This is a genomic window from Paracoccus sp. AK26 (genome assembly GCF_011801365.1).
Lineage (GTDB): Bacteria > Pseudomonadota > Alphaproteobacteria > Rhodobacterales > Rhodobacteraceae > Paracoccus > Paracoccus aerius.
Genome location: NZ_CP041041.1, coordinates 258,355 through 281,486, shown reverse-complemented (window position 1 = coordinate 281,486; position 23,132 = coordinate 258,355). Strand labels below are relative to the sequence as shown.

18 protein-coding genes, 2 tRNA genes and 1 pseudogene are annotated in these 23,132 nt (G+C 66.7%); 8 read left to right on the top strand and 13 right to left on the bottom strand.

The window, feature by feature from the left end:
- The first annotated feature begins 85 nt into the window (after positions 1–85).
- Positions 86–922 carry a universal stress protein gene (locus FIU66_RS01295; protein WP_167621025.1) on the top strand — a complete coding sequence of 279 codons (837 nt, stop codon included), beginning with the start codon at positions 86–88 and terminating at the stop codon, positions 920–922.
- A gap of 28 nt (positions 923–950) precedes the next feature.
- On the opposite strand, the gene mtaB is transcribed toward FIU66_RS01295, so the two are convergent.
- Together mtaB and dapF are read right to left on the bottom strand one after the other, a co-directional pair.
- On the bottom strand, positions 951–2,204 hold the full coding sequence (mtaB, locus tag FIU66_RS01290; protein WP_167621024.1) for a tRNA (N(6)-L-threonylcarbamoyladenosine(37)-C(2))-methylthiotransferase MtaB: 1,254 nt from the start codon (positions 2,202–2,204) through the stop codon (positions 951–953).
- A pseudogene (dapF, locus tag FIU66_RS01285) lies at positions 2,201–3,030 on the bottom strand (diaminopimelate epimerase). Before dapF ends, mtaB begins: the two are co-directional and overlap by 4 nt.
- Positions 3,031–3,125: 95 nt before the next feature.
- Between dapF and FIU66_RS01280 the strand changes: the two are divergent.
- Positions 3,126–3,201, top strand: a tRNA-Lys gene (locus FIU66_RS01280).
- A gap of 142 nt (positions 3,202–3,343) precedes the next feature.
- On the opposite strand, the gene gltB is transcribed toward FIU66_RS01280, so the two are convergent.
- The 5 genes from gltB to FIU66_RS01255 all read right to left on the bottom strand — a co-directional run bounded on the left by gltB (position 3,344) and on the right by FIU66_RS01255 (position 12,027).
- Positions 3,344–7,885: a glutamate synthase large subunit gene (gltB, locus tag FIU66_RS01275; RefSeq protein WP_167621023.1), complete on the bottom strand. Its 4,542-nt coding sequence runs from the start codon at positions 7,883–7,885 to the stop codon at positions 3,344–3,346.
- Positions 7,882–8,580, bottom strand: coding sequence for a hypothetical protein (locus FIU66_RS01270; RefSeq protein WP_167621022.1), 699 nt, complete (start codon positions 8,578–8,580; stop codon positions 7,882–7,884). The genes gltB and FIU66_RS01270 overlap by 4 nt, the downstream gene beginning before the upstream one ends.
- Positions 8,581–8,588: 8 nt before the next feature.
- Complete coding sequence (locus FIU66_RS01265) at positions 8,589–10,085, bottom strand: NAD(P)-dependent oxidoreductase (protein ID WP_167621021.1); 1,497 nt, start codon at positions 10,083–10,085, stop codon at positions 8,589–8,591.
- 152 nt (positions 10,086–10,237) lie between these two features.
- Positions 10,238–11,044, bottom strand: a complete 807-nt coding sequence (locus tag FIU66_RS01260; protein ID WP_201281103.1) for an undecaprenyl-diphosphate phosphatase — start codon at positions 11,042–11,044, stop codon at positions 10,238–10,240.
- The gene (locus tag FIU66_RS01255) at positions 11,041–12,027 is read right to left on the bottom strand and encodes a complex I NDUFA9 subunit family protein (protein WP_167621019.1); all 987 of its coding nucleotides are present in this window, start codon (positions 12,025–12,027) and stop codon (positions 11,041–11,043) included. The genes FIU66_RS01260 and FIU66_RS01255 overlap by 4 nt, the downstream gene beginning before the upstream one ends.
- A 184-nt stretch (positions 12,028–12,211) precedes the next feature.
- Between FIU66_RS01255 and FIU66_RS01250 the strand changes: the two genes are divergently transcribed.
- A tRNA-Leu gene (locus FIU66_RS01250) sits at positions 12,212–12,296 on the top strand.
- Positions 12,297–12,406: 110 nt separating this feature from the next.
- Here FIU66_RS01250 and FIU66_RS01245 read toward each other — a convergent pair.
- A complete protein-coding gene (locus tag FIU66_RS01245) occupies positions 12,407–12,871 on the bottom strand; it encodes a DoxX family protein (RefSeq protein ID WP_240544712.1) in 465 nt (154 codons plus the stop codon).
- Between the two features lie 84 nt (positions 12,872–12,955).
- Positions 12,956–13,243: a hypothetical protein gene (locus FIU66_RS01240; protein WP_167621017.1), complete on the bottom strand. Its 288-nt coding sequence runs from the start codon at positions 13,241–13,243 to the stop codon at positions 12,956–12,958.
- 172 nt (positions 13,244–13,415) lie between these two features.
- Between FIU66_RS01240 and FIU66_RS01235 the strand changes: the two genes are divergently transcribed.
- The 4 genes from FIU66_RS01235 (at position 13,416) to queG (ending at position 16,600) form a co-directional block, all read left to right on the top strand.
- Positions 13,416–13,949 (top strand): DUF1269 domain-containing protein, encoded by a 534-nt coding sequence (locus FIU66_RS01235; protein ID WP_167621016.1) that lies wholly within the window; start codon positions 13,416–13,418, stop codon positions 13,947–13,949.
- 33 nt (positions 13,950–13,982) lie between these two features.
- Positions 13,983–14,711, top strand: a complete 729-nt coding sequence (gene mtgA, locus FIU66_RS01230; RefSeq protein ID WP_167621015.1) for a monofunctional biosynthetic peptidoglycan transglycosylase — start codon at positions 13,983–13,985, stop codon at positions 14,709–14,711.
- 61 nt (positions 14,712–14,772) lie between these two features.
- Positions 14,773–15,459 (top strand): glutathione S-transferase family protein, encoded by a 687-nt coding sequence (locus FIU66_RS01225; protein ID WP_167621014.1) that lies wholly within the window; start codon positions 14,773–14,775, stop codon positions 15,457–15,459.
- Positions 15,460–15,577: 118 nt separating this feature from the next.
- Complete coding sequence (gene queG / locus FIU66_RS01220) at positions 15,578–16,600, top strand: tRNA epoxyqueuosine(34) reductase QueG (RefSeq protein WP_255432294.1); 1,023 nt, start codon at positions 15,578–15,580, stop codon at positions 16,598–16,600.
- Between the two features lie 4 nt (positions 16,601–16,604).
- Here the strand turns inward: queG and FIU66_RS18300 are convergent, their stop codons facing one another.
- From FIU66_RS18300 to cobA, 3 genes are all read right to left on the bottom strand, one after another.
- Entirely contained in the window at positions 16,605–17,582 is a 978-nt protein-coding gene (locus FIU66_RS18300) for a calcium-binding protein (RefSeq protein WP_304611213.1), read from the bottom strand.
- Positions 17,470–20,082, bottom strand: coding sequence for a calcium-binding protein (locus FIU66_RS18295; protein ID WP_167621012.1), 2,613 nt, complete (start codon positions 20,080–20,082; stop codon positions 17,470–17,472). Before FIU66_RS18295 ends, FIU66_RS18300 begins: the two co-directional genes overlap by 113 nt.
- Before the next feature lie 111 nt (positions 20,083–20,193).
- Entirely contained in the window at positions 20,194–20,934 is a 741-nt protein-coding gene (cobA, locus tag FIU66_RS01205; protein WP_240544711.1) for a uroporphyrinogen-III C-methyltransferase, read from the bottom strand.
- Positions 20,935–21,053: 119 nt separating this feature from the next.
- Between cobA and FIU66_RS01200 the strand changes: the two genes are divergently transcribed.
- A complete protein-coding gene (locus FIU66_RS01200; RefSeq protein ID WP_167621010.1) occupies positions 21,054–22,430 on the top strand; it encodes a deoxyribodipyrimidine photo-lyase in 1,377 nt (458 codons plus the stop codon).
- Here FIU66_RS01200 and FIU66_RS01195 read toward each other — a convergent pair.
- A complete protein-coding gene (locus tag FIU66_RS01195; protein ID WP_167621009.1) occupies positions 22,409–23,122 on the bottom strand; it encodes a tryptophan-rich sensory protein in 714 nt (237 codons plus the stop codon). The genes FIU66_RS01200 and FIU66_RS01195 overlap by 22 nt on opposite strands.
- Between the last annotated feature and the right edge of the window lie 10 nt (positions 23,123–23,132).

The window sequence follows — 23,132 nt, the reverse complement described above, 5'->3', positions numbered from 1 at the left end:
TGCATCAAGTTCGGCAGTTTGATTCCGATCAAGGCCATCGGGCGGCAAAGCCGCCATCCTGTCACAACAATCAGAGGAGACCGCCATGGGTTACAAAAGCATCCTGACCGTCCTGTCGGACGCCCGCCAGCTGCCGCAGCTTGACGCCGCGGCGGCCCTGGCCGCGCGCGAGGACGGGCACCTGTCGGTTCTGAGCCTTGGGCTGGACCACACGCAGGTCGGCTATTATTTTCCGAACGGAATGCCCTATGCCTTCCAGGACGCCATCGACATGGCGGTGGACCAGGCAGGATCGCTGGACCAGCAGGTCCGGCAGCATCTGGCGCGCTACAGCGACCTGCGGTGGTCGTCCGAGGCGGCGGTGGCCCAGATCGGCGGCATCGCCAACCTGGTCGGGATGCGCGCGCGGTTTTCCGACCTGACGGTCCTGTCCCGCCCCTATGGCGAGGACGCCCCCGGCGAGGCAGAGGCCGTCGTCGAGGCCGCCCTGTTCGAGGGGTGCTGCCCGGTCCTTGTCCTGCCCGGCACCGAACTGCCCTCCGACCCGCCGAGCAAGGTCGTGATCGCCTGGAACCAGTCCATCGAAGCCCTGGCTGCGGTCCGCCGCGCGCTGCCGCTGCTGCAATCCGCCGGTTCAGTCGAAATCACCGTGATCGACCCGCGCGCCGGCGCGGACGGATCGGAACCCGGCGCGCCGCTCGCGCAGATGCTGAATCGCCACGGCGTCCATGCCGACATCGCCGTCCTGGCCCGCACCGCCGGCACCGTCAGCGAAGAGATCAACCGCCGCGCGACCGAGATCGGCGCGGATCTTGTGGTGATGGGCGCCTACGGCCATTCCCGCTTCCGCCAGGCGATCCTGGGCGGGGCCACGCGCAACATGCTGGAAAAGGCGAAGGTGCCCGTGCTGATGGCGCGCTGATGGCGCGCTGAACGCCCGCGCGGCTGGTTCAGGCTGTCAGCCGCGTTCCGTCATGGCCAGCGATGCGCAGGTCCATCAACACGCCTTCCGGCTGGTCGCTGGCGAAGGCCACCTCGGTGAACTGCTCGGTCCGGCCCAGGCGTGGCCCTTCGGTCAGGACGCGGTGGGTGCGGCCAAGCTGCGCGTCCAGGTGGCGGCGCAGCGCGGCCTCGCCCGCTTCGCGCAACCGCGCGGCGCGGTCGCGGATCACGGGGCCTTGCACGGCAGGCATCCGCGCGGCGGGCGTGCCCTTGCGCGGCGAGAAGGGAAAGACATGAAGGAAGGTCAGCCCGCAATCGTCCACCAGCTTCACGCTGTTCTGAAACATAGCATCCGTTTCCGTGGGAAAACCCGCGATAATGTCTGCGCCGAAGACGATGTCGGGGCGCAGCCGCCGCGCTTCTTCGCAAAAGCGGATCGCGTCGTCGCGCCCGTGGCGGCGCTTCATCCGCTTCAGAATCATGTCGTCGCCCGCCTGCAATGACAGGTGCAGATGCGGCATCAGGCGCGCTTCGGTGGCTATGGCCAGCATCAGGTTCTCGTCCGCCTCGATCGAATCGATGCTGCTGATGCGCAGGCGCGGCAGATCCGGGACCAGCCGCAGGATGCGCATCACCAGATCGCCCAGACGCGGCGTGCCGGGCAGGTCGGCGCCCCAGCTGGTCAGGTCCACGCCGGTCAGCACGACCTCGTTGAAGCCGCGCCCGACCAGGCGCTTGATCTGCTCCACCACCACGCCCGCAGGGACCGACCGCGAATTGCCGCGCCCGTAAGGGATGATGCAGAAGGTGCAGCGATGGTCGCAGCCGTTCTGCACCTGGACATAGGCACGGTGGCGGCCAAAGCCGTCGATCAGGTGGCCCGCCGTTTCCTTGACCGACATGATGTCGTCGACGCGGATCTTTTCGGTCTGACCGATCAGGTCGGGCGCGCGCAGGCTTTGCCACGTCTGGGGCTGCATCTTCTCGTGGTTGCCGATCACGCGGGTGACCTCGGGCATGGCCGCGAAGGTCTCGGGTTCGGTCTGGGCGGCGCAGCCGGTCACGATCACCGGGGCGCCGGGGTTTTCGCGCGACAGGCGGCGGATTTCCTGGCGGGCCTTGCGCACGGCCTCGGCGGTGACGGCGCAGGTATTGACGACCACGGCGCCCGACAGGCCCGCGGCCTCGGCCATCTCTTTCATCGCCTCGGTCTCATAGGCGTTGAGGCGACAGCCCAGCGTGGAAAAGACGGGTGCGGTCATGATGCAAGCCAATCTGGCGTCAGCACGCCGGAAAAGACATGGGCCGTCGGCCCCTCCATCCAGACGCCGTCGTCGCGCCAGTCGATCATCAGCACCCCTCCAGGCACATTGACCTTGACCCGCCGTCCAGTCAGCCCGCGCCGGGCCGCGGCCACGGCGGCCGCGCAGGAACAGGATCCGGAGGCCAGCGTCCGCCCCGTCCCGCGTTCCCAGATGCGCAGGATGATCTCATCCGGCGACAGGACCTGCACGACCTCGACATTGGTGCGCTGCGGATAAAGCGGATGATGTTCCATCTGCGGGCCGAAGCTGGCCAGATCGACGGATGCCGCGTCATCGACAAAAAAGGTCACATGCGGGTTGCCCATGCCGGTCGCCGCCGGATCGCCCTCGATGGGCAGGTGGTCGATGTCCACGTTCTGGGCCAGCGGGATCGCGTGCCAGTCCAGCACCGGCGGCCCCATGTTGACGCGCGTCAGCCCCGCGCCCGCATCCTCGGCCAGCAGCACGCCGTGGTCGGTGCGCAGGCTGAGGCGGTCGCGCCCGGACTGGTCCATCACGTAACGCGCGATGCAGCGCGTCGCGTTGCCGCAGGCGGCGCTGACGGACCCGTCCGCATTCCAGAACCGCAGCCGGACATCGCTGTCCTCGCCGGACTGGATCACCGCCAACTGGTCGAACCCCACCCCCTGTTGCGGTCGGCGATGCGCGCGATCACGCCCGCCGCAGGCGGCGTGCCGCCCCCGCGCAGGTCCAGGACGACGAAATCATTGCCAAGCCCATGCATCTTCATGAAGGGCAGGCCGGGGGCGGATGTGCTGTTCATGGGGGCCATATAGTCCCTGCATTAATTTTCCGCCAGTGGCCACGACTTTTCCGCTTGACGCCCCCGGCAGCCCCCCCTAGTAAGCCCCCCATGTTGGGCCCATAGCTCAGTTGGTAGAGCAACTGACTTTTAATCAGTGGGTCACAGGTTCGAATCCTGTTGGGCTCACCATCATGAAATCAAGGGCCTGGGCTGAAAAGCCCGGGCCTTGATCGTTCCGGAAGCCCCAAGATCTGCCTTTTCCGCGCCGCGACCTGCTATGAAAAAGGGCGCGCAGTGCTGCGCGCCCCAATCCATGTCCAGGCGTCCCGCCCTATTCGGCCGGAACCGCCGCCGGTTCTTCCACATCCATGATCGGATGCGGCAGGTGGATCAGCATTTCCTTGGGGCAGACCTGCAGGAAGTTGGTCTTCTTGATCTCCCAATCCGCCAGGATCTCGCCTGCACGGCGCGATCCGGTTTCCTTGAAGTGCCGTTCGACCAGGGACTTCAACTGGTTTTCCCAATGGTCCTTGGTCACCGGGCACATGACCAGGGTCTCGGGGTTGATGTAGTCGCGCGCCACGCCCTGCGGGTCGTACAGATAGGCCATGCCGCCCGTCATGCCCGCCCCGAAGTTCGCGCCGATCCGCCCCAAGATCACGGCCACGCCGCCGGTCATGTATTCGCAACCGTTGCTGCCGCAGCCCTCGATCACCACCTTTGCGCCCGAGTTGCGGACCCCGAAGCGTTCGCCCGCCCGGCCCGCTGCGAACAGGTATCCATCGGTCGCGCCATACAGCACCGTGTTGCCGATGATCGTGTTGTCCGAGGCGACCAGCGGGCTTGCCATCGGCGGGCGCACCACGATGGTGCCGCCCGACAGGCCCTTGCCCACATAGTCGTTGGCGTCGCCCGACACCTCGATCTTCAGGCCGGGGGCCGCAAAGGCGCCCAGCGACTGGCCGGCGCTGCCCGTCAGGCGCACCGTCAGGTGGTCGGGCTGCAGGTTATTGCGCATCCCGAACTTCTGCACGATCAGCGACGACGTGCGCGTGCCGATGGTCCGGTGGGTGTTCCGCACGGCGTAGGACAGCTGCATCTTCTCGCCGTCCTCGAAGAAGCGGGCGGCGTCCTTGACGATCTCGGCGTCCAGCGTGTCCATGACGGCATTTCGGGGCTTCGACCGGTCATAGACGATCTTGTCCGCGCCATCGACGGTGATCAGCAGCGGGTTCAGGTCCAGGTCGTCCAGGTTTGCGGCCCCCCGGCTGACCTGGGTCAGCAGGTCGGCCCTGCCGATGATCTCGTCGATGGACCGGGCACCGATGGAGGCCAGGATCTCGCGCACCTCTTGCGCATAGAAGGTGATGAGGTTCACCACCTTGTCCGCCGAGCCGGTGAACATGGCGCGCAGGCGTTCGTCCTGGGTGCAGACGCCCACCGGGCAGGTGTTCGACTGGCACTGGCGGACCATGATGCAGCCCATCGCGATCAGCGCGGCGGTGCCGATGCCGTATTCCTCGGCCCCCATCATCGCGGCCATGACAATGTCGCGGCCGGTGCGAAGCCCGCCATCGGTGCGCAGCGTCACCCGTTCGCGCAGACGGTTCATCGCCAGAACCTGATGCGCCTCGGTCAGGCCCATTTCCCAGGGCAGGCCCGCGAACTTGATGGAGGTGGCGGGCGAGGCCCCGGTGCCGCCGTTGTGGCCCGAGATCAGGATGACGTCGGCCTTGGCCTTGGCGACGCCCGCCGCAATCGTGCCCACGCCCGAAGACGCCACCAGCTTCACCGTGATCTTGGCGCGCGGGTTGATCTGCTTCAGGTCATAGATCAGCTGCGCCAGATCCTCGATTGAATAGATGTCGTGATGCGGCGGGGGCGAGATCAGCGTCACGCCCTTGGTCGAATGGCGCAGGCGCGCAATCAGTTCGGTCACCTTCATGCCCGGCAACTGCCCGCCCTCGCCGGGCTTGGCGCCCTGGGCCACCTTGATCTCAAGCTCCTCGCAGGCGTTCAGGTATTCGGCGGTGACGCCGAACCGGCCCGAGGCCACCTGCTTGATCTTGGCGCAGGGGTTGTCGCCGTTGGGCAGCGGATGCGAATGCGCCGGATCCTCGCCGCCCTCGCCCGAATCGGATTTCGCACCGATCCGGTTCATGGCGATGTTCAGCGTCATGTGCGCCTCGGGCGACAAGGCCCCCAGCGACATGCCCGGCGTCACGAAGCGCTTGCGGATCGAGGTGATGGATTCCACCTCCTCGATCGGCACCGGCTTGCCCAGGGCCTTGATGTCCAGCAGGTCGCGGATGTGAATCGGCGGATTGGCCCGCATGGCGGCGCTATATTGCTTCCACACGTCATAGGACGCGCGGTCGCAGGCCACCTGCAACATCTTCATCGTGCTGGCTTCCCAGGCGTGCTTTTCGCCCGTGCGGCGCATCTTGTAGAAGCCGCCGACCGGCAGCAGGTCCACGTTGCCGTCCGCATGAAAGGCCTTGTGGTGCAGCCCCTCGACCTTGGCCTGCAACCCGTGCAGACCGATGCCGCTGATGCGGGAATGCATTCCGGGGAAATATTCGGCGACCATTGCGCGGGACAGGCCCACGGCCTCGAAGTTCAACCCGCCGCGATAGGACGAGATGACCGAGATCCCCATCTTCGCCATGATCTTCAGAAGCCCCGCATCCACGGCGTCGCGGTAACGGCGCATGTTCTCGATCAGGGTGCCGGGCAGAAGGCCGCGCTCGATCCGGTCCTGGATCGAATCCTGGGCCAGATAGGGGTTTACTGTCGTCGCGCCGCAGCCGATCAGCACGGCAAAGTAATGCGGGTCGATGCATTCCGCCGACCGCACGTTCAGCGAACAGAAGGTCCGCAGACCCTTGCGGGTCAGCCAGCTGTGCACCGCCGAAGTCGCCAGGATCATGGGCATGGCGACGCGGTCAGGCCCCTGCCCTTCGTCGGTCAGGACCAGATGGCCCGCGCCAGACCGCACGGCATCCTCGGCCTCGGCCCGGATGCGGGCCAGGCCCTCGCCCAGTGCCTCGCTGCCCGCGCCATCGGGGAAGGTGCAGTCGATCCGCGTCACCGTTTCGCCGAACATGCGCGACATTTCCGCGAATTCGCCATTCGCCACGAAGGGGCTTTCCAGGATCAGGATCTCGGTCTGGCTGCTGGATTCGTCCAGCACGTTCTTGAGGTTGCCAAACCGCGTCTTCAGCGACATCACCCGCGTTTCGCGCAAGGAGTCGATGGGCGGGTTCGTCACCTGCGAAAAGTTCTGCCGGAAGAAATGGCTCATCGGGCGATACTGGTTCGACAGGACGGCGGGCGGCGTGTCGTCACCCATCGAGGCGATGGATTCCTTGCCATCCTCGGCCATCGGCGACAGGACGTGTTCCAGTTCCTCCAGCGTGTAGCCGGCGGCAGTCTGGCGGCGGCGCAACTCGTCCCCGCTGAAATGTGCCTGCTCGGGCAGTTCGCGCATGATGTCGTTCAGGTCAACGACCTTCTCGATCCACTCGCCGAAGGGCTGGCTTGCGGCCAGGCGGTCCTTGATCTGGCCGTCATGGTAAAGCTTGCCGTCCCACATATCGACGGCGATCATCTGGCCAGGACCAAGCGCGCCCTTTTCCCGCACGCTCATCTCGTCCACGGGCACCATGCCGACCTCGGATCCGGCGATCAGCAGGTTCTCGGTCGTCACGACATAGCGCATGGGCCGCAGGCCATTGCGGTCAAGCCCGCCGCAGACCCAGCGGCCGTCGGTCATCGCCAGGGCGGCAGGACCGTCCCACGGCTCCATCACGGCGTTGCAATAGGCATACATGTCGGCCCAGGCCTTGGGCATGTCGGTGGTGGCCTTGGACCAGCTTTCCGGGACCAGCATGGTCTTGGTCATGGGGGCGCTGCGGCCCGACCGCACCATCACCTCGAAGACCGCATCAAGGGCGGCGCTGTCCGACGACCCGGCGGGGACGATCGGCTTGATATCCTCGGCCGCTTCGCCGAATGCGCTGCTGGCCATGCGGATCTCGTGGCTGCGCAGCCAGTTGAGGTTGCCCTTCAGCGTGTTGATCTCGCCGTTATGCGCCAGCATCCGGAAGGGCTGGGCCAGCCACCATTGCGGGAAGGTGTTGGTCGAATACCGCTGGTGATAGATCGCGAAGGCAGATTCGAAGCGTTCGTCCTTGAGATCGGGATAGAACTCGGCCACCTGCTCGGCCAGCATCATGCCCTTGTAGATGATCGAGCGGCAGGACAGCGAGCAGAAATACAGGCCTGCGACCTGAGCCGCGACGGCCGCCTTTTCGATGCGGCGGCGGATGATGTACAACTCGCGCTCGAACTGGATGTGGTCGATGTCCTTTTCGCAGCGGATCAGGATCTGCTCGATCTCGGGGCGGGTGGCATTGGCCTTTTCGCCCAGAACGGCGGTGTTCACGGGGACGTGGCGCCAGCCATAGATATAGTGGCCCATCCGAAGGACTTCGGATTCCACGATGGTCCGGCAGGCTTCCTGGGCGGCAAAGTTGGTGCGGGGCAGGAAGACCTGCCCCACGGCGATCAGCTTGGACTGGTCGGGTTCGTGGCCGGTGCGGCGGATCTGGTCATAGAAGAAGGGGACCGGGATCTGGACATGGATCCCCGCGCCGTCGCCGGTCTTGCCATCGGCATCGACCGCGCCCCGGTGCCAGATCGCCTTCAGCGCGTCGATGCCCGACTGCACGACCTTGCGGCTTGGCTTGCCGTCGATATTGACCACCAGGCCCACGCCGCAGGACGAATGTTCGTCTTCTTCGCGATACAGGCTGTTCTTGGCCATCCAGTCGCGAAGGGCCTCTTGTTCCTGCTGCCAATCCTTGCTCATAGCTGGGCCCTTTCGTCCATAAGCTGCGTCAGCAACTGATCGCAGTCGAATTGCGGTGTGGCTTCCCCGAAGCCTTCCTCGCCCGGAAAGGCGAAGGTGACGGGGCTGTCGTTGGTTTCCTGACGTTGGCCGGTCCAGTCTGACTGGGTTTCCACCCCGCCATAGAAACGGCCCATCTTGCGGCTGATGAATTGCTGGCCGGTCCTTTCGATGAGCAATTCGCCATCGGCGTCATAGGTTCTCAACCGGAAGCGGGTCAGTTCCAGCGGCTGGCCGTCGATCACCGTCGTTTCCCCGGTCAAAATGTCCTGGCCCACATGGCGCAGCCGTTCGCCGGTATTCGATTCGGTCCAGAAGTCGAAATCGTCCTGGCCGGTTTCCAGAAGCGTCTGGAAGCTGGCGTGATCCTTGGACCGTTCGACCAGGAAATCGGCCAGACCGGTGTTGGGATCGCTGCTTTCGATCCAGCGGGTTTCCTCGTCGATATGGGACAGGTGGCGCAAACCGTCCTCGCCCAGGGTCGCGCTGCGCTGATGGCCTGCGGGATCGGCCGAGCACTGGTAGTACTGGGTCACCGAGCAGCCGCGGTTCTGCACCGTCGACTGCAACTGGCATCCCTTGGGCGGGGTGAAGGTCGCCGCATGGCCGACCGACGCGGCCAGGGCAAATCCCAGGGGCGCGATGATCCGCAGCATCACCGCACCTATTCCGCCGCGACGCGGGCTTCGCCGGTGAGGAAACCGGCAATGGATTCGGCGGCCTCGCGGCCGTCGCGGATCGCCCAGACGACAAGGGACGCGCCGCGCACGATGTCGCCCACGGCGAAAACGCCGGGCAGGCTGGTCTGGTGGGTCTGGAAATTGGCCTTGATTGTGCCCCAGCGGGTGACCTCCAGCCCGTCCACGCCCCACAGTTTCGGCAGATCCTCGGGCTCGAAGCCCAGGGCCTTGATGACGAGGTCGGCGGGTTCGTCGTAATCGGCGCCCTCGATCAGTTCGGGCGACTGGCGGCCCGACACGTCCGGCGCGCCAAGGCGCATCTTCTGGATGCTGACCTGCGCGATCTGCGTCACCGCGCGCACCGGACCGTCCACGTCGGCTTCCTGGTTGGCGGCAAAGTCGCCGGTCACATGGCCGATGAACTTGCCGGGCGCGGACATCCAGACAAAATCGACGCCTTCTTCCTCGGCATTCTGCACCTCGCGCTGCGAACCCGGCATGTTGGCGCGGTCGCGGCGATACAGGCATTTCACCGACAAGGCGCCCTGGCGGATCGCGGTGCGCACGCAATCCATCGCAGTGTCGCCGCCGCCGATCACGACCACGCGCTTGCCGCGGGCGTTCAACTCGCCATCCTCGAAGTCCGGCACCTCGTCGCCGAACTCGACCTTGTTGGATGCGGTCAGATAGTCGATGGCTCGCACCACCCCGCCCGCATTGGCGTTGTCGATGTCCAGGTCGCGGGTCTTGTAGACGCCCGTGGCGATCAGCACGGCATCATGCTTGCCGCGGATCGCGTCAAAGCTGATGTCCTGGCCGACATTGCAGTTCAGGACGAACTCGACGCCGCTGTCCGCCAACCATTGGTTGCGGCGCATGACTACGTCCTTTTCCAGCTTGAAGCCGGGGATGCCATAGGTCATCAGCCCGCCCGCGCGGTCATAGCGGTCATAGACCGTCACCTGGAACCCCCGCGCGCGCAGCATGTGGGCCGCGGACAGGCCGCCGGGACCGGCACCGATGATGCCGATCGATTCGGCGCGTTCCTGGACTGGCTGGACGGACTTGATCCAGCCTTCTTCCCAGGCGACGTCGTTGATGTATTTCTCGATCGCGCCGATGGTGACGGTGCCGTGGCCCGACTGCTCGATCACGCAGTTGCCTTCGCACAACCGGTCCTGGGGGCAGATGCGGCCGCAAATCTCGGGAAGGGTGCTGGTCGCCTGGCTGACCTGCCAGGCCTCGAACAGACGCCCCTCGGCGGTCAGGCGCAGCCAGTCGGGGATGTTGTTGTGAAGCGGGCAGTGGCTTTGGCAATAAGGCACGCCGCACTGGCTGCACCGGCTGGCCTGTTCGGCGGCCTTGGCCCTGGCAAATTCGCGGTAAATCTCGTGGAAGTCTTCGCTGCGTTCGGTCGCCGGACGTTTTTCGGGCATCTCGCGCGGGGTCGAGACGAACTTGAGCATGTTTTGCGTGGCCATGGCTGCGCGACCTTCCAATAACAGGAACTTCCGCAAACGCAGTAAACCAGGGCTATCGACATTAAAAGTCAGCTATGCTGACCTAATACCCATATTTCTTCCTTGATGCTGAAAAAAGTTCGCTCAAGGTCACAAGAATAGGTCAGGACGCGTTACCAACCTGCCCAAATCCCCAGCAAAGCTATGATCCCGACTGCAATGCGCCACCAGCCGAACAAGGCATAGCCATGCTGCGAGACATAGCCCAGCAGCCAGCGGACCACGATCAGCGCCGTCAGCAAGGCCGCAATGAAGCCGATGGCGATATTGCCCAAGGCGCTTGCGTCCAGAAGGTCGCGGTTCTTCAGCAGGTCCAGCGTGAAGGCCCCCAACATCGTGGGCATTGCCAGGAAAAAGGAAAACTCTGCCGCCGACCGCTTGTCCGCGCCCAAAAGCAGACCGCCCACGATAGTCGCACCCGAGCGTGAAACACCGGGGATCATCGCCAGGCACTGGAACAGGCCGATCTTGAAGGCGACCGACAAGGGAAAATCCTCGGCCCGGGCATAGACCGGATGGGTGGCGCGGCGATCCACCCACAGCAGCACTATGCCGCCCAGGATCAGCATCACCGCGATCAGGACGGGCGTCTCGAACAGCACCGTCTTGATAAAGCCATGGGCCAGGACGCCGATCGCCACGGCGGGCAGGAAGGCCAGCAGCACCGCCCCGACAAAGCGGCGGGCGGCCGGATCATGGGGGGCCGAAGTCAGAACTTCGACGATCCGCGCGGAATAGATGCCCAGGATCGCCAGCAGCGCGCCCAGTTGGATCAGCACCTCGAAGCTGCGACCGGGCGAATCGAAGCCCAGGAAATGCCCCGCCAGCAGGATATGTCCGGTCGAGGACACCGGAATGAACTCGGTCAGGCCCTCGAGGATCCCGAGAACCGCGGCAACGATCGTGTTGTGTTCCATCAGTCTGCGCGCAGGTTCTTGGCCGACTGCTTGATCGCGTCATACTGACCCGAGGGACGGAAGCGCCACAGATAGTCGTCGATCACCGCCTCGGCCGCCACGGGCTGGATGCCAAGCTCGGCAAAGCCGCGCGCTGCGGGCGAGACGACATTGTCGGCGCGCAGCAGCGCAAGTTGGTCGCGCGTCAGGATCGTGTTCGTGAACAGCCCGCCGGTCAGGAACTGCAGGACACCCAGCACCCCTGCGCCGATGCCCGCCCCCCAGAAGGGCAGGTTCACCACGCCGCGCCGGCGCATCGTCGACTTCAGCACCTGCTCGACCACCTGCCGGACAGTCAGCACATCCGGCCCGCCCAGTTCATAGATGCCGGGCGCCGCCTCTCCGGTCGCGCCCTTGACGGCGGCCAGGGCCACGTCGTCGACGAAGACCGGCTGCAAGCGCGTCTTGCCCCCCACGATCGGCAGGACCGGACCAAAGCGGGTCATGGCGGCAAAGCGGTTATAGAAATTGTCGCCCTGACCGAAGATGACCGAGGGACGCAGGATCACGGCATCGGGCCGATGCTTCAGCACCGCCGATTCGCCTCGTGCCTTGCTGGCGATATAGGGGCTGTCCGATCCCGGATCGACGCCAAGGCCGGATATATGGACCACCCGGTCCACGCCCATCTCGACCGACAGGCGGGCGATACGTTCGGCCCCTTGTTCGAAGACGGCCTGAAAGGTGCTCTTGCCCTTGGGGGCCAGGATGTTGACGCAGTTCACGACCGCGTCCGCGCCCACCATGGCCGCGCGAACCGACAGGTCGTCGCGGATATTGCACAGGATCGGCTGGACCTGGCCCACCGCGCCATAGGTGCGGGTGAACAGCGCCTCGTCCGGGCGGCGGACGGCGATGCGCACGCGCCAGCCGCGCTTGGCCATCTGCCGGGCGATGTGCCGGCCGACAAAGCCGGACCCGCCATAGATCGTGACCAGTTTCGCCATGGGCGTCTCGCCTCCTTCATGCCGATGTCTGGTGGTTCCATATCCAAGCGCGGGCCGCGCGACAAGGCGCGGGGCGGGCCATTGCGGCTGCGGCAGGATGGCGCGGCAGATTTTCGACAGATTTCTGTCAGACCCCCATTGACGCCCCCTGCGGCTGCCTTTAATCAGCCGCTCACACCAGTTGGCCCAGATGGCGGAATTGGTAGACGCGCACGGTTCAGGTCCGTGTGCCGCAAGGCGTGGAGGTTCGAGTCCTCTTCTGGGCACCATAAAAAGCCCCCGGAAAGCTTCGGTTTTCCGGGGGCTTTTTACTTGTGGAAACTTGGCAGCAAGCCTGGCTCGGGGCGGGACAAGCCCGCCCCTGCTGTCGTAGGCCTTGTCAGAACTGCTTGCCCCAGGCGCGGTCCAGCGACAGCCGGCCACCGCCATGCGCGGCGAAATACAGCGTCAGGCCCAGCCACAGCAGCGACTTCTCGGCCCCAGCGAATCCCTCGGCCTGGACAACCCAGTGGAAATAGGTGGTCACGCACAGGACGATCGATGTCGCGACGGCGGCCGGGCGGGTCAAAAGGCCCAGGACCAGAAGCAGGCCGCCAAGGAACTCGGTCCCCGCCAGAAGCGGCGACCACAGCCAGCCGGGCGTGAAGCCCAGTCCCTCGACCATCCCGACGGCACCCATCGGGTTCATGATCTTGGGAAAGCCATGGACCATGAAGGCCGCGCCGCAGATGACGCGCATGTAAAGGACCGTCAGCGGCGCGACGGCGGCATAAAGGCTCTGCAGGCCGGGAATGATCAGGCGGGTGTTGGTGGTGTTGTAATCGGACATGGTCGTTGATCCCATTCGTCTTGCAGCCGGACCCCGGCGCAAGGAAACTCGGTGTTCGCCCCATGGGGGCAGGTTCAGGCGGTGCTTCGAAATCGGGGATCAGGCCTGGGGCGGACGCCAGGGCGCCAGGCGGCGCGCGTCGGTCGCCACAACAGCCCCGAAGGTCATCTGCAGGCGGGACTGGGGCCGCACGGCCTTGGCATCATCCTGGGACGGCGCCAGGCAGACAAAGCAGATGCCGGATTTCTTGGATGTCTCGGACCTGGCGTCGGGCAGCGCTGCCGCATAGCACATGTCATCGGCGCGGATCTGCGCGCTGCAGGGCGGCCGGGTGATCTGGGCACCCGCCACGGTGACGGACATCGCCAAAAGCGACACCATCAGCATGACTGTGGCAAGAACTCTCATCCCGGGGCAGGCCCATCGTTGCGACTGGGCCGATATGGCGCAGCATCCGGCCGATTTTCAAGCGGCATCGTGGCTTTGTGCTTCACATTGGCGAAAGCCTGGGCTGTCCTGTTCATTGGACGCGCGATGGGCTGGAAAAAAGGAGAAAGCCATGTCGGAACTGATCGTCATCGCCTTCGACGACGAGGCCACCGGATTCGAACTGCGGGCCGAACTGGTGAAGGTGCAATCCGAATACCTGATCGAGATGGAGGACGCGGTTGTCGTCACCCGCCCGGCCGAGGACGACATCAAGCTGCACCAGGCCATCAACCTGACGGCGGCGGGCGCGCTTGGCGGGGGCTTCTGGGGCACCTTCATCGGGCTGATCTTCCTGAATCCATTGATCGGGGCGGCGGTGGGGGCGGCCTCGGGGGCGCTTGCGGGCAAGCTGTCGGACGTGGGCATCAACGACGACTTCATGCGCGACACGGCGCGATCCCTGCCGCCGGGCGGGTCGGCGGTCTTCGTGCTGCTGCGCAAGATGACGGCGGACAAGGTGCTGGACCGGCTGCAATCCTTCCACCACCGGGGCCGGGTCCTGAAGACCTCGCTGTCGCAACAGGACGAGGACCGGCTGCGCGACGCCCTGTCTGGCAATGCCGCGTCCGTGCCGCCGGTGGTGCCCCCGGCCGCGGGCGCTTGACGCAAGCCGGGGCCGCATGAGACAGGGCGGCGCATGGTCCTGCGCATCCTCTTCAGCCCGCCCGCCGACGATCCCGCGTCGGAGATGCGCCCGGTCCGCTGGCGTCCCCTGCGGCGGCTGCTGATCTGGACGCGGTGGCTGGCACTGCGTTTCCTGGCGCTGATGCTGGGGCTGGTGATGTTCTATGCCCTGGTCAACCCGCCCACGACCTGGACCATCGCCTCCGAGGCGACCGCGCCGCGGGCCTGGGTGAACCTCGAGGACATCTCGCCTGCGATGCGCCGGTCGGTGGTCGCGGCCGAGGACGCGAACTTCTGCCTGCACTGGGGCTTCGACATGGTCGAGATCCGCAAGGTCGTTGCCTCGGGATCGACGCGGGGGGCGTCGACGCTGACCCAGCAGACGGCCAAGAACGTCTTTCTGTGGCAGGGGCGAAGCTGGACCCGAAAGGTGCTGGAAACCGCCTTCACGCCGATGATCGAGGCCTTCTGGTCCAAGCGCCGCATCCTTGAGGTCTATCTGAACGTGGCCGAGTTCGGGCCGGGCATCTTCGGGATCAAGGCGGCGGCGCGGGAATACTTCGGCACCACGCCAGACAAGCTGACGCCCGTGCAGGCGGCGCGGCTTGCCGCCGTGCTGCCCTCGCCCAAGACGCGCGGCGTCAACCGGGCCTCGAACCGGTCGCGCGCGATTGCCGACGGGGCGGCCACCATTCAGCGCGACGGACGCGCCGATTGCTTCGCTGCTGCCCGCGCCGGTTGAAACGCGGCGGGGGCAGGCTTATCAAGGCCGGATTGCGAAGCAGGGATTCTTGAAGCAGGCGATGAACAGCAACACCCAGACCACGCGGCTTTATCACACGGCGCTGTCACCTTTCTGCCGCAAGGTCCGGCTGGTCCTGGCCGAGAAGAAGATCGAGGTCGAGCTGGTCGAGGAGCGTTATTGGGAAAGTCCGCCCGACCTGAAGCGGCGCAATCCCGCCGGCAAGCTGCCGGTCCTGCGCCACCGCGGCAACATGCTGGCCGAAAGCCAGGCGATCATCGAATACCTGGACGAGGCCGTGCCCTCTCCCGCGCTGATGCCCCCCACGCCGCTGGAACGCCACGAGGTGCGCCGGCTCTGCGCCTGGTTCGACGACAAGTTCAACACCGAGGTGACGGTCCCCATCCTGACCGAGCGGGTGTGGAAGAAGGTCACCCGGCAGGGCTATCCGGACAGCCGCGTGGTCAAGGAGGGCCTGCGCGCCATCAAGGAGCATATCGACTATCTGACCACGCTGCTGGAAACCCGCCGCTGGCTGGCCGGGAACAGCCTGTCGCTGGCCGATTTCACGGCTGCCGCGCATTTTTCCTGCCTCGACTATATCTCGGACGTGGACTGGGACCGGTCGGAATCCTTGCGCGACTGGTATGCGACGATCAAGTCGCGTCCGGCCTTCCGGTCGATCCTGGCCGACCAGGTTCCGGGGATCCACCCGGCCCCCCACTATGCCGAGCTTGACTTCGGATAAGGCCGGGGGCGCTTCGCCCCCCCAGCCTGCCGCAGGGCGGCAGGCGTTCGCCGCTGGAAAAGGTCCACCGGACCTTTTCCCGGGCGCGTTTCACCCCCCCGAGGATATTTATGCCAAAGTGAAAGAGCGTCTGGCGGCCGAGGCCCAGGCGGCCGGGTTTTCGCGGATGCGGGTCACGACGCCGGATGCTGTGCCGGAGGTGGCAGAACGGTTGCAGCAGTTTCTGGAGGCCGGGCGGCAGGGGCAAATGGCCTGGATGTCCGAGCGGGCGCATTGGCGCGGCAATCCGGCCGCACTGTGGCCCGAGGCCAGGTCGGTCATCATGCTGGCCGAGCTTTACACGCCGGACCATGATCCGCTAGGCGTGCTGGACCAGACCGACCGCGCGGCGATCAGTGTCTATGCCCAGGGCCGCGATTACCACGACTTGGTCAAGAAGCGCTTGAAGCAGCTTGGCCGCTGGCTGCTGGCACAGGTCCCGGGCCAGCAGATCAAGGTCTTCGTCGATACCGCGCCGGTGATGGAAAAGCCGCTGGCGCAGGCGGCGGGGCTGGGCTGGCAGGGCAAGCACACCAATCTTCTGTCGCGCGATCTGGGAAGCTGGTTCTTCCTGGGCTCGATCTTCACGACCGCCGCCCTGCCCCCGGATGCGCCCGAGATTTCCCATTGCGGATCCTGCCGCGCCTGTCTTGACGCCTGCCCGACCGGCGCCTTTCCCGCGCCCTATCAGTTGGACGCGCGGCGTTGCATTTCCTACCTGACGATCGAGCACAAGGGTCCGGTCGATCCCGAACTGCGCCCCCTGATGGGCAACCGCATCTATGGCTGCGACGATTGCCTGGCCGTCTGCCCCTGGAACAAGTTCGCCCAGGCCGGGTCCGAAATGCGCTATCGCGGCATCGTCGGCGCGCCGCCCTTGGCCGAGCTGGCGGTGCTGGACGATGCGGGCTTCCGCGCGCGCTTTTCCGGCAGCCCGATCAAACGCATCGGGCGCGACCGCTTCGTACGCAACGTGCTTTATGCGATCGGGAACTCGGGCGATCCGTCGCTGGCGGAACTGGCGCGGGGGCTGACGGGCGACCCGGATCCCGCCGTGGCCGATGCGGCGCGGTGGGCGATGGGGCGGTTGGCCGAGGGCTGAGCCGTCACAACAGGAAGTCGCCGCGATCCAGGTCCAGGTGGCCCAGCATCCGCAGCACGAAATCGGGTCGTCCGTCGCCGTTCAGGTCGGCCATCACCCGCGTCTCGGATCCGACATGATCCCAGCGGACCTGCCGGGCGCCACTGAAACCGGCATCGTCGATATAGCGCAGCTTCAGAGCGCGCAGGTCCAGGTGGTCCGAGTTCGCCCGGAAGTCGTGGATCAGATCGGGCGCGGCACGGCTGCTGTCGCTGGTCTTGAGAAAGCGGAACACGTCTGCCCCGGCGCCGCCCCAGATCAGGTCGCTGCCGCCGCCACCGACCAGCGTGTCCCGGCCCGTTCCCCCCCACAACCGGTCGCGATGATCGCCGCCTTGCAGCAGGTCGTTTCCCACCTCCCCCCACAGCCTGTCGGCGCCAAGCCCGCCCAGGACGGTATCATTGCCTGATCCGCCAGAAACGAGGTCGTCGCCCCCGTCGCCCCACAGGCTGTCGTTTCCGGCTTGGCCCAGCAGGCGGTCGTTGCCCGACCCGCCGCGCAGCGTATCATGGCCCCCGCCTCCGGCCATGGTATCGTTCCCGCCGTCGCCCCACAGCGCGTCCCTGCCTGCCCCGGCGGTCAGGAGGTCGTTTCCGGCGCCGCCCCGCAGGATGTTGCTGCCGGACAGATCGGTCAGCCGGTCGTTGCCCACGTCGCCCCACAGCGTGTCGTTGCCCGATCCCCCGTCAAGGATGTCCGTTCCACCGCCACCCCGCAGCAGATCCTGTCCCGCCCCGCCGCGCAGCGTGTCGTTCCCGTTGCCTGCCAGCAGGCGGTCATTGCCGGCACCCCCGTCCAGCAGGTTATGGCCCAGCAGATCCTCGAGGATGTCATTGCCATCCTCGCCCCAGATCCTGTCTCGGCCGGAATTCCCCCACAAGCGGTCCGCGCCGGAACCGCCCCAAAGCGAATCGTCTCCGGCACCGCCGTAAAGCCAGTCCAGACCCCGCGCCGGCGCGCAGGTTGTCATTGCCGTCATGGCCCATCAGTCGGTTGTCGCCCGACAGGTCGGTCAGCGTGTCATTGCCGCCCTGGCCTTGCAGGGTGTCGTTGCCCTGCCCCCCGTCCAGCCGGTCATTGCCCGCCCCGCCGTCCAGCAGGTCCTGACCGGCCCCTCCGTCCAGCAGGTCGTTCCCATCCTCGCCAAACAGGTGATCGTCATCATCGTCACCCAAAACGCTGTCGTTGCCGCCGCCCGCGCGCAGCACGTCGCGCCCCGAACCGCCGCGCAGGCGGTCATTGCCGGCACCGGTTGCCAACTGGTCATTGCCCGCCTCGCCCAGCAGCAGGTTATGGCCCGACAGGTCCTGAAGCCGGTCGTCCCCCGCCCCGCCCCACAGCGTGTCCTGCCCCGCCTGGCCGTCCAGACCGTCGGCCCCGCCGCCACCCTGCAACAGGTCGTCTCCGTCACCCCCCCACAGCGAATCAAGGCCCAAGCCGGCGATCAGGGTGTCGTTGCCCGCTCCGCCCAGCAGGTGGTTGTTGCCCTCGGGATCCTCCAGGTGGTCGTTGCCATCCTCGCCCGACAGGGTGTCATGGCCCGCCTCGCCAAACAGGCGGTCGCTGTCGGACCCGCCATAAAGCCGGTCATTGCCACCGCCCCCGCGCAGGATGTCGCCGCCCAGTCCGCCATACAGAAGATCATCCCCGTCCTGGCCCAGCAGGCTGTCATTGCCCTCATCGCCGAACAGGCTGTCCTGGCCCGCCTGCCCCTGCAGCAGGTCATTGCCGCTGCCGCCGCGCAACAGGTCGTTGCCGTCCCCGCCCTGGACGCTGTCATTGCCGGCCCCGGCCGAGACGGTGTCGTTGCCCGCGCCTGCCTGCACCTGATCCGGCCCGCCCGCCCCCAGCAGCTGGTCGGCACGCTCGGTCCCGAAGATCCACTGGCCGACGGTGCTGGGCGGAGGAGTGACCTTGACCGGGTCCAGCGCCGGCAGGGTGTAATGCGCGATGGGGAACATGCCGTTCCCGAAGTCCGACGGCACCAGCCCCTTGCCGTCGCGCGTCCGGATCTCAAGGATCGAATTGCCGTAAACGATCCGCATTCCCCAGGCCTGCGGCGCAAAGGCAAGCTGCCAGGTGCTGCGGATCATGCCCAGCATGGACAGGTCCAGGCGGTCCACCCCGGCTTCAAAGTCGGAAATCACAACGCGGCCGTCAACGCGGGTGACGGCAAAGATATCCGCGCCATTCCCGCCCGACAGGGTGATATTGGCATTGCCGGTGACCAGGATGTCGTCGCCCGCCCCGCCGCGAAGCTGCGTGGTGGACGATGCCGCGACCAGCAGATCGTCGCGATCGGTTCCCTCGGCCACGCCCGCGCCGGCCATGGCGGTCTTGCCGATCCCGCCCGGGTCGATGACAAGCTGCGTCATCCCGGTTTCCCGGGCCGAGGTGACCAGCAGCACGATCTTGCCCGCGATCACGACCGCTTCGATCGCACTGACGCGGCCCAGGGTCATCGCGTTGGTGTCGACAATGGTCTGCAGGTGCAGAAGCCTGCCATCCGGCAGAAGGGTGAAGACGCTGATCCCGCCGTCCGCGCCGCCCGCGATCACATAGCCCCGCCCGTCCACCACGGCCGTGGCAAGCGCCGTCACCGACTGGAACCGTGTCGTCAGCTCGTCCAGGACGTGATCGGTCGCGGTCAGCTTGCCGGTCTTGTCCAGCCGGAACACCGACAAGGACGAGGACGTGTTCCCCGCCATCACCACGAAGCTGCGCCCCGCGACCTGCAGCACGGCAAAGTCGGACGGGACATCATAGCCGGTTCCCTCGGCTGCGGTGTGGATATGGCCGGCGCCCAGCATCCCGTTCGCGCCGATCGCATGGGTCGAGACGAAGTTGCCCAGACCCGAGATCGCGACCAGCAGGCGCTGCCCGTCCACGGTGGCCATGACGATCTTGTCCAGCGAAGCCTCGGCCACGCCCTGGGGCTGCGGCAGATCGACCGAGGACACGGGGGAAAGCCGGCCATCCGGATCGATCCGGTTCACCTCGATCGTCAGGCGGTCGGCACGGGCCGAAACCAGGAACTGGCCTTGCTCCGTCACGATCTGGCTGCTGGCAGACAGCTTCGCGCCGATCTTGTCTGCGGGGAACAATTGGCCGAAGCTGCCCAGCCTGCCCTTGTCATCCACCACCAGCCCCGCCACCCCGGCGCCCGACATGCCGCCGATCATAAGGGCGGTCTTGCCGTCCTGGCCCAGCACCGTCAGCCTGGGCTGCGCGTGATAGGTGAAATTGGCGGGAAAGCCCGCAGCCTGCCCCCGGATCAGGGGGGCCAGGGGATCGCCGATGCGATAGCTGGACAGGCCGCCCGTCGCGTTCACGGCAAATACCATCCACTGCCCCCCGGTCTGGGCCAGGGCCAGGTCGGTCACATTGGACAGCCAGCGTTGCTGCGTCGTGCCATAGGTGACAACATGACGATAAGTGATCATCGGGTCGGTTCGTTGCGCGATTCAGCCAAAAGCCCGCCGGGGGCCTTGGCTAACAGAACCCTAATCCGCGTCTTGGGAAAAGGTTGCCTTTCAAAGGTTTTAACGAAATCTTTAGATGTCGAAGGCCAGCGGCCCATAGATGATCAGGCCCGGCTGCGACACGGCCGAAGCCTCCATCATCGCGGCCATGCCATCCACCGTGGTGCGGATCAGCCGCTGGTGGGGATGGCCTACCGATTCCGCGAACAGCGCGGGCGTGTCACCGGGCAGGCCATGGGCACGCAGGCCGCGTGCCAGCTCGGGAAAGCTGCGTTGGCCCATGAACACCACGGTGGTGACGGCCGGATCGGCGATGGCCGCCCAGTTGATGTCGCCGGGAAGCTGGCCCGTCACGTCCGCCCCGGTGATGAACTGCACCCGCCGCGCGGTCAGCCGCCGGGTCAGCGGGATCCCCGCCGCCGCCGCCGCCGCACTGGCCGAGGTGACGCCGGGCACGATCTCGAACCCAATACCCGCCTGGGCCAGCGCCACCAGCTCCTCCTCCAACCGGCCGAAGAAGCCCGCGTCGCCCGATTTCAGCCTCACCACCCGGCGCCCCGCCAGGGCATGTTCGACCAGCAGCGCGTTCACGTGATCCTGCCGGGCCGAGGGTCGCCCGGCGCGCTTGCCCACCGCGATCAGTTCGGCCCCCGGTCCCGCGTGATCCAGCACCGGCCCGGATGCCAGGTCGTCGAACAGCACCACATCGGCCCGCGCCAGGCGGTCCACGGCCTTCAGGGTCAGCAACTCAGGATCGCCCGGCCCGGCGGATACGAGCGACACGAAACCGGGAAAGGGGGCGGGTTCAGGCAACGGGGCGGCTTTCGTCCGGGGATTTCCAGCTATACCACCCATCGCGGGCCAGACAATCCGCCGGGGTGAAACTTTCCGCCCCGCAGCGACGTGAGCCGGGAAGAAACAAAAGGAAAGCCATGACCGTCATCTGCTGGTTTCGCCGTGTGCTGCGGCTGGACGACCATCCCGCGCTTGTCGCCGCCGCCCAGGACGGGCCGGTGATTCCCCTGGTGGTCCTGGACCCGGCCGAGGCGCGGGACCACCCCGCATCCGCCCAGCGGCAGGCGATGGCGCTGCCCGACCTTGACGCCAGCTTGCGAAGGGCTGGCAGCCGGTTGATCGTGCGGCGCGGCGATCCGGCCACCGTGCTGGCCCAGGCCATCCGCGACAGCGGCGCCCGGGCGGTCCATGCGACGCAGGGATCGCCCTTTGCCAGCGACGCGGGGCTGGATGCGGTGGCCGCAGGGGCGGGGGCGCAACTGCACCTGCATCCGCTGGCCGACCTGGTCCCGCGCGGCAGCGTGCTGACCGGCGGCGGCACCCGCTTCAAGGTCTTCACCCCCTTCTGGCGCGCCCTGCGCAAGACGCCCATCGCCCAGCCCCTGCCCGCACCGCGCCTGTCCCCGCCAGCCGACTGGCCCCACAGCGATGGCCTAGACTGGCCCGAGGCGCGGGCGGCCATGAATCGCGGCTGGGATGTCATGGCCCGCCATGTCCAGGCCGGGGAAAGCAAGGCGCACGACCGGCTGGAGGCCTTTCTGGGCCGCGTGGATGCCCGCTATGGCGCGCGCCGCGACCTGCCGGCCGACCCAGATGCGACCTCGGGCCTGTCGGACGCCCTTGCGGTTGGGGAAATCAGCGCCCGTCGCCTGTGGCACAGGGCGCTGCACGCGCAGGACGCCGGCCGGGGCGGGATCGAGGATTTCCTTCGCGAACTGGCCTGGCGCGATTTTGCCCGCGACCTGTTCGACGATGCACCCGACATGGCCCGGTCCTGCTGGAAGCCGGACTGGAACCGCTTTCCCTGGCGCGGCGACAGTCCCGATGCCGCGGCCTGGCGGCAGGGCCGGACCGGCGTTGCGATGGTCGATGCCGGGATGCGGGAAATGTATGCCACGGGCCGGATGCACAACCGCGTGCGCATGATCACCGCCAGCTATCTGGTCAAGCACCTGATGACGGACTGGCGGATTGGGCTGGACTGGTTCGCCCGGTGCCTGACCGACTGGGATCCGGCCAGCAACGCGATGAACTGGCAATGGGTGGCGGGCTGCGGACCCGATGCCTCGCCCTATTTCCGGGTCTTCAATCCCGAAGGGCAGGCCGCCAAGTTCGACGGAAAGCGGCGCTACCAGGACCATTGGCTGAAGCCGGGCGCCGACGGCACGCCCGAGTTCGCCGCAGCGGTGCCCCGTGCCTGGGGCTTTGATCCGCAAGCCCCTGCCCTGCCCGCCATCGATCTGGGACAGGGCCGGCAGCGGGCGCTTGAGGCTTATGCCCGGTTCAAGCGATAGCCCCCTGCCGCGCGCCAGCCCAAGACCAGGACCGCAAGCGCCGAAAGCGCCAGAACCGGGACATTGGCGGTCGACAGGTTCGCCACGAAAATCCCGGTCAGTGCCCAGATGACGCCGGCGGGATAGGCCCATTCGCCGGGCCGCGCCGCCTGCACCGCCAGGGCGGCGCCCGTGACCGCCAGCAGGCACAGGATCGCCGCCGCCTGTTCCGACATCACGCCAAAGCCCCCCACCACCAGCCCGAAGGACGCACCCGTCGCCGCCGTCAGCCAGCCCGCGTAAAGCGCCACGGGCCGCACCTGCCAGACCGCATCCTGCCGCCCCGCGCGCAGAAAGGCCGCCAGCGCCGGCACCAGCATCGCCACGATGAGGACGGTGGCGCCGATGGGGGTGCGATGCGCGGTCTCGATCCAGAAGGCACCAAGGGCCAGGCTGACCAGCAGCGCGGGCCGCATCGGCTGCCAGTCGGGATCCTCGCGCCGCTTCCAGGCGCCGAACGCCGATCCGGCCACCAGCCAGGCGAAGATCAGCCCCCAGATCGAGAAGGCCCAGCCCGCCGGCTGGATCGGCGGATCGGCCTGCGGGATCGGGAACTGGTCGGGCCGATAGCCGCCAAAGCCGTTCGACAGCATGGGCGAGACGGCAAAAGCCACCGCTGCCAGCAGGACAAGGATCGAAAGCGTTCTGCGCATATGGGCTCCG